This is a genomic window from Streptomyces sp. NBC_01217 (assembly GCF_035994185.1).
Classification (GTDB): Bacteria; Actinomycetota; Actinomycetes; order Streptomycetales; family Streptomycetaceae; genus Streptomyces.
Genome location: NZ_CP108538.1, coordinates 2,392,877 through 2,404,739, shown reverse-complemented (window position 1 = coordinate 2,404,739; position 11,863 = coordinate 2,392,877). Strand labels below are relative to the sequence as shown.

The window sequence follows — 11,863 nt, the reverse complement described above, 5'->3', positions numbered from 1 at the left end:
CGCATTCTTGTTGCCGTTACCGCTTCGTGTCACTCGCCTGTGGATAAGTGGGGGCGATATGCCGGGTTCGGTGGGGTTTTCGGTTCCCGAAGAACACCGTCGGGCGGTCAGGACACGGGAAGGATCTCGCGCAGCAGGCCATTGGTCACATCGAAGACGAAGCCGCGGACGTCGTCGGTGTGCAGCAGGAACGGTGAGGTGCGCACGCGCTGCATCGACTGCCGTACGTCCTGGTCGGCGTCCTTGTACGCCTCGACCGCCCAGACCGGACGCTGACCGACCTCCACCTCGAGCTCATGGCGGAATTCCTCGGTGATCGACTCCAGGCCGCAGTTCGTGTGATGGATGAGTATGACGCTGCGGGTGCCGAGGGCGCGCTGGCTGATCGTCAGCGAACGGATCACGTCATCGGTGACCACCCCGCCCGCGTTACGGATGGTGTGGCAGTCGCCGAGCGACAGACCGAGTGCGTCGTGCAGGTCGAGCCGGGCGTCCATGCACGCGACCACGGCGACGCGCAGCACCGGCTTGGCGTCCATGCCCGGGTCGTCGAATTCGGCGGCGTACCGGATGTTCGCCGCGACGAGGCGGTCGGTGACCGTTCCCCCGGTGCGGGCCTGGTCGGCAGTGGGCGCGGAAGGCTCGCCGGGGGAGTGCGCGGAAGTCGACATGGCTACGACGTTAGCTGTCGGCCCTGCTCCCGTCGTGCTGTGAGAAGGGACAAAGAACGTCAACGAGACTTGTTGTGAGGTAACCCACAAGCCTCACAGTCATTCATTCGACCGGGTGAACAGCGGGCACGGCGACGCGCTGCCCGGTTGATTGATCGGGAATCGATCGAATGGCAGGGTGGACTAAAGTGACGGGAAGTTACCGACACCCTGCACATTCCGTAGATTTCCCCTGTGTGTGCGGCGTACGTACGGTCCGGCCCTCTCCCGCTCGCCGGTCGACCGACGCCCCTTCCCCGGCGCCGGCCGACCTCCCCTTCTGAGCGGGCGGGGACCAGGCCGTACGTGCAGCCACACGGGACCTGAGCCTGAGAGGGCGCATGAGCCAGACCCGACACGTCCCGGTGATGCTCCAGCGGTGCCTGGACCTGTTGGCCCCGGCTCTGGAGGCGCCGGGTCCGCCGCAGCCCGTGGTCGTCGACTGCACCCTCGGCCTCGGCGGGCACAGCGAGGCCCTGCTCTCCGCCTTCCCCTCCGCGCGGCTGATCGCGCTGGACCGGGACAAGGAGGCGCTGCGCCTGTCCGGCGAGCGGCTCGCCCCGTACGGGGACCGGGCCACCCTGGTGCATGCCGTCTACGACGAACTGCCCGAGGTGCTCGCCAGGCTCGGCATCCCCAAGGTCCAGGGCGTCCTGTTCGACCTCGGCGTCTCCTCCATGCAGCTGGACGAGGCCGACCGCGGATTCGCGTACGCCCAGGACGCCCCGCTCGACATGCGCATGGACCAGACGACCGGCATCGGCGCCGCCGAGGTGCTCAACACCTATCCGCCGGGCGAACTGGTACGGATCCTGCGGGCCTACGGCGAGGAGAAGCAGGCCAAGCGGATCGTCTCCGCGATCGTGCGCGAGCGCGAGAAGGAGCCGTTCACCAACAGCGCCCGGCTCGTCGAGCTGATCCGTGACTCGCTGCCGCAGGCCGCCAAGCGCACCGGCGGCAACCCCGCCAAGCGCACCTTCCAGGCGCTGCGCATCGAGGTCAACGGCGAGCTCACCGTCCTGGAGCGGGCCATTCCGGCAGCCGTGCAGAGCCTCGCGGTCGGCGGCCGCATCGCCGTCCTCTCGTACCACTCGCTGGAGGACCGGCTGGTCAAGCAGGTCTTCGCGGCTGGCGCCGCCACCACGGCGCCGCCCGGACTGCCGGTCGTGCCCGAGCGCTATCAGCCCCGGCTGAAGCTGCTGACCCGCGGCGCGGAGCTCCCCACAGAGGAGGAGGTCGCCGAGAACCGGCGCGCCGCCCCCGCTCGGCTGCGCGGCGCCCAGCGGATCCGCGAGGAGGAACGATGAGCGTCCGGCATCCGGGAACCCGGACACCGGCGACGCCCGGGGCGGCGCGGTGAGCAAACCGGCCGGGCAGTTGAAAGGGCGGGCCGCGCGGCTCGCCCGGCTGATGCCGTCCGGGCCCAGCAACGCGGCCCGTACCCCTTTCGTCCTGCTGGTCGTGCTGCTTCTCGGCGGTGGCCTGATCACGCTCCTGGTGCTCAACTCGGCCCTCAACGAAGGATCGTTCAGACTGAGCGAGCTGAAGAAGCGGACCACCGAGCTCACGGACGAGCAGCAGGCCCTCCAGCACGACGTCGACAGCTACTCCGAGCCGGACGCCCTGGCCCGGCGAGCCCGCGAACTGGGCATGGTGCCCGGCGGCAGCCCCGCCTTCCTCGACCCGGGCGGCAAGGTCCGCGGTGTACCCGCCGAGACCAGCGCCGAGCCGGTCCCCGCACCGCCGCCGCAAAAGCCCAGCACCCCCCAGCCACCCCCCGCGACCGCACCGTCCACCGCCGCCTCGTCCCCGGCCCCCCGCTCGTCCTCCCCTTCGGCACCGGCCACCCCTTCGGGCGCCGCCGTGAAGCCCAGCACCTCCGCGGCCCCGCCCACCGGGCCGCGTACCCCTGCACCTCAGCCCTCGACGAGCCCCGGCAGGTGACGCAGTGCCTTCCAAGGAACCACCGCGCCGCCGGGTCCCCGGCCCCGCGCGCCCCCGCAGCGCCGCGGGCGGCCAGGGGCGCCCCCGGCCCGCCGCCCGCCGCTCGTCCGCCCCGGCACCGCGCCGACGCGCGCCCCGCAACGGACCCCCGCGCCCCCTCAGACTCGGCAGCCCGCGCCCCCGGCTCCGCCTCGTCAGCCTCGCCCTGACGCTCGTCATGCTGACGTTCGTCGTCCGGCTCCTCCAGGTCCAGGCCGTCGACGCCAACGCGTACGCGGCCAAGGCCAAGGAGAACCGCTACCTCAGCTACACGATCTCCGCCGAGCGGGGCGAGATCACCGACCGCAGCGGCATCGCGCTGGCCACCAGCGTCGACGCGTACGACATCACGGCCGACCCCAAGATGTTCACGCCCGAGGACAGCAAGGCCCCGGACGCACCGCAGCAGGCCGCGGCCCTCCTCGCCCCCATCCTCGGCGTCGACGCCGAGGAGCTGACGAAGAAGCTGTCGAAGCCGAAGAGCCGGTACGCGGTCCTGGCCCGCCGCCGGACCCCGCAGGTCTGGAACCAGATCAAGGACCTCAAGTCCGTCTTCGCCGAGAAGGCCGCCAAGGACAAGGCGGCCGGGGGGCCCGGAGCCAATGTGCTGGCCGGGGTCTTCCAGGAGTCGACCACCAAGCGGGTCTACCCCAACGGAGGGCTCGCCGCCGGGATACTTGGTTACGTCAACGGCGAAGGCAAGGGCGCGGGCGGCCTCGAATCGCAGCTGGACAAGGAACTCGCGGGCGAGGACGGCAAGATCAAGTACGCCCAGTCCGGCGGCCGGCGGGTGCCCACCGCGGGCACCAAGGAGGTCCCGGCCGTCCCTGGGTCCGACATCGAGCTGACCATCGACCGCGACATCCAGTGGGCCGCCCAGCAGGCCATCACCGACCAGGTGAAGAAGTCCAAGGCGGACCGCGGCTATGTGATCGTGCAGAACACCAGGACCGGCGAGGTCCTCGCCATGGCCAACGCACCCGGCTTCGACCCCAACGACCTCTCGCAGGCCGACGCGGCATCGCTGGGCAACGCGGCACTCCAGGACGTGTACGAGCCCGGCTCCACCAGCAAGGTCATGTCCATGGCCGCCGTGCTGGAGGAGGGGGTCGCCACCCCCGGCACCCATGTCACCGTCCCGAACCGGCTGCACCGCGGCGACCGGCTCTTCAAGGACGACATCGACCACGCCACCTGGTACCTGACGCTCAACGGCGTACTCGCCAAGTCGAGCAACATCGGCACCATCCTGGCCACCGGACAACTCGGCAAGACCCAGCCGGCGGCCAACAAGGTCCTCTACTCCTACCTGCGCAAATTCGGGATCGGCTCGCCCACCGGCCTCGACTACCCGGGCGAGACCCCCGGCATCCTCGCCAAGCCCGGGGACTGGTCCACCTCGCAGCAGTACACGATCCCTTTCGGCCAGGGCCTCTCGCTCAACGCCATGCAGGCCGCGTCCATCTACTCCACGATCGCCAACGGCGGGGTCCGCGTCGCGCCCACACTGGTACGCGGCACCAAGGGCCCCGACGGCCGCTTCGAGGCCGCCCCGGCCCCCGAGCAGGGGCGGGTGGTCAGCGAGAAGACCGCCAAGACGCTCGCCACCATGCTGGAGTCGGTGGTCGGCGACGAGGAGGGTACCGGAACGAAGGCCAAGATCCCCGGCTACCGGGTGGCGGGCAAGACCGGCACGGCCAACCGCGTCGATCCGGTACGCGGTGGCTACCACGGCTACACCGCGTCCTTCGCGGGCTTCGCGCCCGCCGACAACCCGCAGATCACCGTCTACTGCGCGATTCAGAACCCGACCAAGGGCAGCTACTTCGGCGGACAGATCTGCGGACCCATCTACAAACAGGTCATGGAGTTCGCACTGAAGACCCTCCAGACCCCACCGTCCGGCAGCGAGTCAGCCAGGCTGCCGGTGTCCTTCAATCCCGGCGAGTGAACACGGGGAAACCAGCCAGTGACAACCATCACCCCCGATCCCGGGAACCGGAACGGGAACCACCAGAACCCCGCCCCCTCACTTCGCGAGAGGCCGGGTGCGCCCGGTACGCTCACCGCCGTGCCCCACGCTGATCAGTTCCAAACCACCCTGAAGGACGCCCCTGTGAACTACCCGGGAGCGCCCCGCCCGGATCGGCTCGGGCCGACGCCCCTCGGCGAGCTGGCAGCCGCGCTGGGAGTCGAACCGCCCGCCACCGCGGAGGTCACCGGCATCACCCACGACTCGCGGGCGGTACGCCCCGGGGACGTGTACGCGGCCCTGCCGGGCGCCCGCTTCCACGGCGCCGACTTCGCCGCCCAGGCGGCCGGTCTCGGCGCTGCGGCGATCCTCACCGACCCGGCAGGTGCCGAGCGCGCCGCCGCCACGGGACTGCCGGTGCTGGTCACCGAGGACCCGCGCGGCCGGATGGGCGAACTCGCCGCCGAGATCTACGGACGGCCCGGCGCCGGCCTTCTCCAGATCGGCATCACCGGAACCTCCGGCAAGACCACCACCGCGTATCTCATCGAGGGCGGCTTCCGGGGCGCCGGGCGTTCCACCGGGCTGATCGGCACCGTGGAGACACGGATCGGCGACGAGCGCATCAAGTCCGAGCGCACCACCCCCGAAGCCACCGACCTGCAGGCCCTGTTCGCCGTCATGCGCGAACGCGGCGTCGACTCGGTGACCATGGAGGTCTCCAGCCACGCATTGGTGCTCGGCCGCGTCGACGGCTGCGTCTTCGACGTCGCGGTCTTCAACAACCTCAGCCCGGAGCACATGGAGTTCCACTCCGGGATGGAGGACTACTTCCAGGCCAAGGCGCAGCTCTTCACCCCCCGGCGCAGCCGGCAGGGCGTCGTCAACTTCGACGACGCGTACGGCCGCAGGCTGGTCACCGAGGCGTCCGTCCCGGTCGTCACCTTCTCCGCCGAGGGCCACCCGGACGCCGACTGGCGCGCCGAGGACGTCGAGATCGGGCCGTTGGGCTCCACCTTCACCGTCGTCGGCCCCAAGGACGAGCGGATCGCCGCCAGGGCCCCGCTGCCCGGCCCGTTCAACGTCGCCAACACCCTCGCCGCGATCGTCACGCTCGCCGTCGCGGGCCTCGACCCGCAGACCGCGGCCGACGGTGTCGCCGCCGTGCCGGGCGTCCCCGGCCGGCTGGAACGCGTCGACGCCGGACAGCCGTACCTCGCGGTCGTCGACTACGCGCACAAGACCGACGCCGTCGAATCCGTGCTGCGCTCCCTGCGCAAGGTCACCGAGGGCAGGCTGCACATCGTCCTCGGCTGCGGCGGCGACCGCGACACCACCAAACGCGGCCCGATGGGCGCCGCCGCCGCCCGTCTCGCCGACACCGCCGTACTGACCTCCGACAACCCCCGTTCCGAGGACCCCCTCGCAATCCTCGCCGCAATGCTCGCGGGCGCCGCCGAGGTGCCCGTCCACGAGCGGGGCGACGTCCTGGTCGACGCCGACCGGGCGGCCGCCATCGCCACCGTGGTCGCCCGTGCCGAGCCCGGTGACACGGTGCTGATCGCCGGCAAGGGCCACGAGCAGGGCCAGGACATCCATGGCGTGGTACGCCCCTTCGACGACCGTGTGGTCCTGCGCGCGGCCATCGAGCGGTCCCTGGGGCCCGGCGGCACCGAGAGCGCCGCCCACCGCGCCCACACCCACGAGAACAACAGTCAGGGATGACCAAGTGATCGCCCTTTCACTCGCCGAGATCGCCGAAATCGTCGGCGGGCAGTCGTACGACATACCCGATCCGGCAGCAACCGTCAGCGGGCCCGTCGTCATCGACTCCCGAGAGGTGGAGCAAGGCAGCCTGTTCGTCGCCTTCACCGGCGAGCGGGTCGACGGCCACGACTATGCGCAGCGCGCCGTCGAGGCGGGCGCGGCAGCCGTGCTGGCCGCCCGCCCCGTCGGTGTTCCGGCGATCGTCGTAGACGACGTCGTGGCCGCACTCGGCGCGCTCGCCCGCACCGTCGTCGGCCGCCTCGGCACCACCGTCGTCGCCCTCACCGGCTCCGCGGGCAAGACCTCCACCAAGGACCTCATCGCCCAGCTCCTCGAACGCAAGGGGCCCACCGTCTACCCGGCGGGCAACCTCAACAACGAGATCGGCCTGCCGCTCACGGCGCTGCGCGCCACCGAGGACACCCGGCACCTCGTCCTCGAAATGGGTGCACGCTACATCGGCGACATCCGTTACCTCACCGGCCTGGTCCCGCCCCGGATCGGCCTGGTACTCAACGTCGGCACCGCCCACATCGGCGAGTTCGGCGGCCGCGAGCAGATCGCCACGGCCAAGGGCGAGATGGTCGAGGCGCTGCCCGAGGACGGTCTCGCCGTGCTCAACGCCGACGATCCGCTCGTGCGCGCGATGTCCTCCCGTACGAAGGCCCGGGTGCTGCTCTTCGGCGAAGCCGCGGAAGCGGACGTACGGGGAGAGAACGTGCGTCTCACCGACGACGGACGCCCCGCTTTCAAGCTCCACACACCCACCGGGTGCAGCGACGTGACCATGCGCCTGTACGGTGAGCACCACGTGTCGAACGCGCTCGCCGCGGCCGCCGTCGCCCATGAGTTGGGCCTGTCCGCAGACGAGATCGCCGAAGGGCTCTCCGAGGCGGGCACCCTCTCCCGCTGGCGCATGGAGGTCACCGAGCGTCCGGACGGCGTGACGTTCGTCAATGACGCCTACAACGCGAACCCCGAATCCATGAGAGCAGCGCTGCGCGCGCTGGTCGCCATGGGGAAGGGCCGGCGTACGTGGGCGGTGCTCGGCCCCATGGCCGAGCTCGGCGACGCCTCGCTCGCCGAGCACGACGCGGTCGGGCGGCTCGCCGTCCGGCTCAACGTCAGCAAGCTCGTCGCAGTGGGGGGCAGAGAAGCCTCCTGGCTGCAACTGGGCGCATACAACGAGGGTTCGTGGGGTGAGGAGTCGGTGCACGTGTCCGACGCACAGGCTGCCGTCGACCTGTTGCGCAGTGAACTGCGCCCGGGAGACGTCGTGCTGGTGAAGGCGTCCCGGTCGGTCGGCCTGGAGCAGGTCGCCATGGCACTGCTGGAGAACGCGTCCGAGGGCGAGGTCGCCGGCCGATGAGGCAGATCCTCTTCGCGGGGGCCATCGGGCTCTTCCTGACCCTGGTCGGAACTCCGCTGCTGATCAAGCTCCTGGCCCGCAAGGGATACGGGCAGTTCATCCGGGACGACGGCCCACGCACCCACGGGTCCAAGAAGGGCACGCCCACCATGGGCGGTATTGCCTTCATCCTGGCGACGATCATCGCGTACGTCCTGGCGAAGGTGATCACCGGCGAGGAGATGCGCTTCTCCGGTGTGCTGGTGCTCTTCCTGATGACCGGCATGGGTCTGGTCGGCTTCCTCGACGACTACATCAAGATCGTCAAGCAGCGTTCGCTGGGTCTGCGGGCCAAGGCGAAGATGGCGGGCCAGCTGATCGTCGGTATCGCCTTCGCGGTGCTCTCGCTCCAGTTCGCCGACGCCCGCGGCAACACCCCGGCCTCCACGAAGCTTTCGTTCGTCGCCGACTTCGGCTGGTCGATCGGCCCCGTGCTGTTCGTGGTCTGGGCGCTGTTCATGATCCTGGCCATGTCCAACGGCGTGAACCTGACGGACGGTCTGGACGGCCTGGCGACCGGCGCGTCGGTGATGGTCTTCGGCGCGTACACCTTCATCGGGCTGTGGCAGTTCCAGGAGTCCTGCGCCAACGCGACGACCCTGACCAACCCCAACGCCTGTTTCGAGGTACGCGATCCACTCGATCTCGCGGTCGTCGCCTCCGCGCTGATGGGCGCCTGCTTCGGCTTCCTGTGGTGGAACACCTCACCCGCCAAGATCTTCATGGGTGACACCGGCTCGCTCGCCCTCGGCGGCGCCCTCGCCGGTCTCGCGATCTGCTCCCGCACCGAGTTCCTGATGGCGGTCCTCGGCGGCCTCTTCGTGATGATCACCATGTCCGTGGTCATCCAGGTCGGCTCCTTCAAGATGACCGGCAAGCGGGTCTTCCGGATGGCACCGCTCCAGCACCACTTCGAACTCAAGGGGTGGTCCGAAGTCCTTGTCGTGGTCCGCTTCTGGATCATCCAGGGCATGTGCGTGATCGTCGGACTCGGTCTCTTCTACGCAGGATGGGCAGCCGAGAAGTGAGCAACCAGGACTGGCAGGGCAAGCGCGTCACCGTCGCGGGACTCGGAGTCTCCGGCATTCCGGCGGCCAAGGTGCTGCACGGCCTCGGGGCCGTCGTCACGGTGGTCAACGACGGGGACGACGAGCGCTCCCGCACGCAGGCCGCGGAGCTGGAGGCGCAGGGCATCACCGTGCGCCTCGGCGACGGGGCGACCCTGCCCGAGTCCACCGAGCTCATCGTCACCACCCCGGGCTGGAAGCCCGACAAGCCGCTGTTCACCGCGGCCGCCGAGGCGGGCGTCCCGGTCTGGGGCGACGTCGAACTCGCCTGGCGGCTGCGCGGTCATGACGGCAGGGAACCAGCCCCCTGGCTCGCGGTCACCGGCACCAACGGCAAGACCACGACCGTACGGATGCTCGCCTCGATCCTGGAGGCGTCCGGGCTGCGCACCGCCGCCGTCGGCAACATCGGCGTCTCCCTCCTCGACGCCGTCCTCGGCGGCGAGGAGTACGACGTGCTCGCCGTCGAGCTGTCCAGCTACCAGCTCCACTGGGCGCCCTCGCTGCGCGCCCACTCCGCGGCCGTCCTCAACCTGGCCCCGGACCACCTCGACTGGCACGGCTCCATGGAGGCGTACGTCGCGGACAAGGGCCGGATCTACGAGGGCAATCGCGTCGCCTGCGTCTACAACGTCGCCGAGAAGGCGACCGAGGACCTGGTCCGCGAGGCCGACGTCGAGGAGGGCTGCCGCGCCATCGGCTTCACCCTGGCCACACCGGGCCCGTCCCAACTGGGCGTCGTCGACGGCATCCTCGTCGACCGTGCCTTCGTGACGAACCGGCAGAAGCAGGCCCAGGAGCTCGCCGAGGTCGGCGACATCGACCCGCCGGCCCCGCACAACATCGCCAACGCCCTGGCGGCTGCGGCCCTGGCCCGTGCCTTCGGTGTCGAACCCGCGGCCGTACGGGACGGGTTGCGGGCCTTCCGCCCCGACCCGCACCGCATCGAGCATGTCGCGGACGTCGCCGGGGTCACGTACATCGACGACTCCAAGGCCACCAACACCCATGCCGCCGAAGCCTCCCTCGCGGCCTACGACCCGATCGTCTGGATCGCCGGGGGCCTCGCCAAGGGCGCCACTTTCGACGAACTGGTGACCGGGGCGGCCGGGCGGCTGCGGGGCGTCGTACTGATCGGCCGGGACCGGGCGCTGATCCGCGAAGCCCTCGCGCGACACGCCCCCGAGGTCCCGGTGGTCGACCTCGACCGGACCGACACTGGGGCGATGTCCGAGGCGGTCCGCGAAGCGGCACGGCTCGCCCGGCCGGGAGACACCGTACTGATGGCCCCGGCCTGCGCCTCGATGGACATGTTCGTCAATTACAACAAGCGGGGCGAGGCGTTCGCGGACGCGGTCCGCGCACTCGCCGCCGAGAGCGCCTGACAGGCCCGGCCCCCGCGCCGTACCGTCCCGGACCAGGGGGCGCGGGCGGCCGCGCCACAGGCTCCGGCCCTCGGCGGCCGCCCCGGGCACGAGCAGTGGAGGGGACAGCGACAATGCCGGCCGAAGAGAGCTCCGCCGCGCCCCGTGGGGACCGCTCACGGGCCACCGCGGCGATCAGCCGGGCGCTCCCGGTGCCCCTGCTCGCCGGTGCGGGCGCGGGAGCCTGGGCGCCCCTCGGCCCCGCCCTGCGGGTCCGGTCGGTCAGCGGCTCCCGGCGCCCCCCGGTGCCACGCTCCAAGGGGCGCTCCACCGGCGACCCCCGCTCTCCCCGCGGTGGCGGAGTGCGGCGGATCTACGAGCAGGCACGCCGGGCCTGGGACCGCCCCCTGACCGCGTACTACCTGATCCTGGGCGCCGGCCTGCTGATCACCGTGCTCGGCCTCGTGATGGTCTACTCCGCCTCGATGATCAAGGCCCTGGAGCTGGACAAACCCGGCACCTACTTCTTCCGCAAACAGTTCCTCGCCGCAGTGATCGGCGCCGGACTGATGGCGCTCGCGGCCCGGATGCCCGCCAGACTGCACCGGGCGTTCGCCTACCCGCTGCTCATGGGAACCGTCTTCCTGATGGTGCTGGTCCAGGTGCCGGGGATAGGGATGTCGGTCAACGGCAACCAGAACTGGCTCTATCTGGGCGGCCCCTTCCAGCTCCAGCCCAGCGAGTTCGGAAAGCTCGCCCTGGTCCTGTGGGGCGCGGACCTGCTCGCCCGTAAACAGGACAAACGGCTGCTGACGCAGTGGAAGCACATGCTCGTGCCGCTCGTCCCGGTCACCTTCATGCTCCTCGGGCTGATCATGCTCGGCGGTGACATGGGCACCGCGATCATTCTCACGGCGATCCTGTTCGGGCTGCTCTGGCTGGCCGGGGCACCCACCCGGCTCTTCGCCGGGGTGCTCGCCTTCGCCGGAGTGATCGCCTTCGTGCTGATCAAGACCAGTCCGAACCGGATGTCCAGGCTCGCCTGCATCGGCGCCAGCGAACCCGGTCCGGGGGACTCCTGCTGGCAGGCCGTGCACGGCATCTATGCTCTGGCGTCCGGCGGGCTGTTCGGTTCCGGGCTCGGTGCGAGTGTGGAAAAATGGGGTCAACTACCTGAACCGCACACCGACTTCATCTTCGCCATCACCGGGGAGGAACTGGGGTTGGCGGGGACGCTGTCGGTACTCGCCCTCTTCGCGGCTCTAGGCTATGCGGGTATCCGCGTGGCCGGACGCACGGAGGACCCCTTCGTGAGGTACGCCGCGGGAGGTGTGACCACCTGGATCACGGTGCAGGCCGTGATCAACATTGGTGCGGTGCTCGGCCTGCTGCCGATCGCCGGTGTCCCGCTCCCGCTGTTCTCCTACGGAGGGTCGGCCCTGCTGCCGACCATGTTCGCTGTCGGGCTGCTGATCGCGTTCGCGCGAGAGGATCCCGCCGCGAAGGCGGCCCTGGCCATGCGGAGGCCCGGGGTGAGATGGAAGACGATGAGACGGCGCGTCAAGAAGCGTCCGTCCGGAGAGCGGTGAATT

At 70.5% G+C, this 11,863-nt stretch carries 9 protein-coding genes; 8 read left to right on the top strand and 1 reads right to left on the bottom strand.

What is annotated here, in order from left to right; all coding sequences use genetic code 11:
- Positions 1-107 precede the first annotated feature (107 nt).
- On the bottom strand, positions 108-671 hold the full coding sequence (locus OG507_RS10470) for a beta-class carbonic anhydrase (RefSeq protein ID WP_327366895.1): 564 nt from the start codon (positions 669-671) through the stop codon (positions 108-110).
- 380 nt (positions 672-1,051) lie between these two features.
- Here OG507_RS10470 and rsmH point away from each other — a divergent pair, with 380 nt between their 5' ends.
- The 8 genes from rsmH to ftsW all read left to right on the top strand — a co-directional run bounded on the left by rsmH (position 1,052) and on the right by ftsW (position 11,860).
- Complete coding sequence (gene rsmH / locus OG507_RS10465) at positions 1,052-2,017, top strand: 16S rRNA (cytosine(1402)-N(4))-methyltransferase RsmH (RefSeq protein WP_327366894.1); 966 nt, start codon at positions 1,052-1,054, stop codon at positions 2,015-2,017.
- A 49-nt stretch (positions 2,018-2,066) separates the two neighbouring features.
- Positions 2,067-2,654, top strand: coding sequence for an FtsB family cell division protein (locus OG507_RS10460; RefSeq protein ID WP_327366893.1), 588 nt, complete (start codon positions 2,067-2,069; stop codon positions 2,652-2,654).
- A gap of 4 nt (positions 2,655-2,658) precedes the next feature.
- Positions 2,659-4,644, top strand: coding sequence for a peptidoglycan D,D-transpeptidase FtsI family protein (locus OG507_RS10455; protein WP_327366892.1), 1,986 nt, complete (start codon positions 2,659-2,661; stop codon positions 4,642-4,644).
- 18 nt (positions 4,645-4,662) lie between these two features.
- Entirely contained in the window at positions 4,663-6,390 is a 1,728-nt protein-coding gene (locus OG507_RS10450) for a UDP-N-acetylmuramoyl-L-alanyl-D-glutamate--2,6-diaminopimelate ligase (protein ID WP_327366891.1), read from the top strand.
- 4 nt (positions 6,391-6,394) lie between these two features.
- Positions 6,395-7,801: a UDP-N-acetylmuramoyl-tripeptide--D-alanyl-D-alanine ligase gene (locus OG507_RS10445; RefSeq protein WP_327366890.1), complete on the top strand. Its 1,407-nt coding sequence runs from the start codon at positions 6,395-6,397 to the stop codon at positions 7,799-7,801.
- Entirely contained in the window at positions 7,798-8,868 is a 1,071-nt protein-coding gene (gene mraY, locus OG507_RS10440) for a phospho-N-acetylmuramoyl-pentapeptide-transferase (RefSeq protein ID WP_266745659.1), read from the top strand. The genes OG507_RS10445 and mraY overlap by 4 nt, the downstream gene beginning before the upstream one ends.
- Positions 8,850-10,292, top strand: a complete 1,443-nt coding sequence (gene murD / locus OG507_RS10435) for a UDP-N-acetylmuramoyl-L-alanine--D-glutamate ligase (protein WP_327366889.1) — start codon at positions 8,850-8,852, stop codon at positions 10,290-10,292. The genes mraY and murD overlap by 19 nt, the downstream gene beginning before the upstream one ends.
- A gap of 113 nt (positions 10,293-10,405) precedes the next feature.
- Positions 10,406-11,860 (top strand): putative lipid II flippase FtsW, encoded by a 1,455-nt coding sequence (ftsW, locus tag OG507_RS10430; RefSeq protein WP_327366888.1) that lies wholly within the window; start codon positions 10,406-10,408, stop codon positions 11,858-11,860.
- The last annotated feature ends 3 nt before the right edge of the window (positions 11,861-11,863 follow it).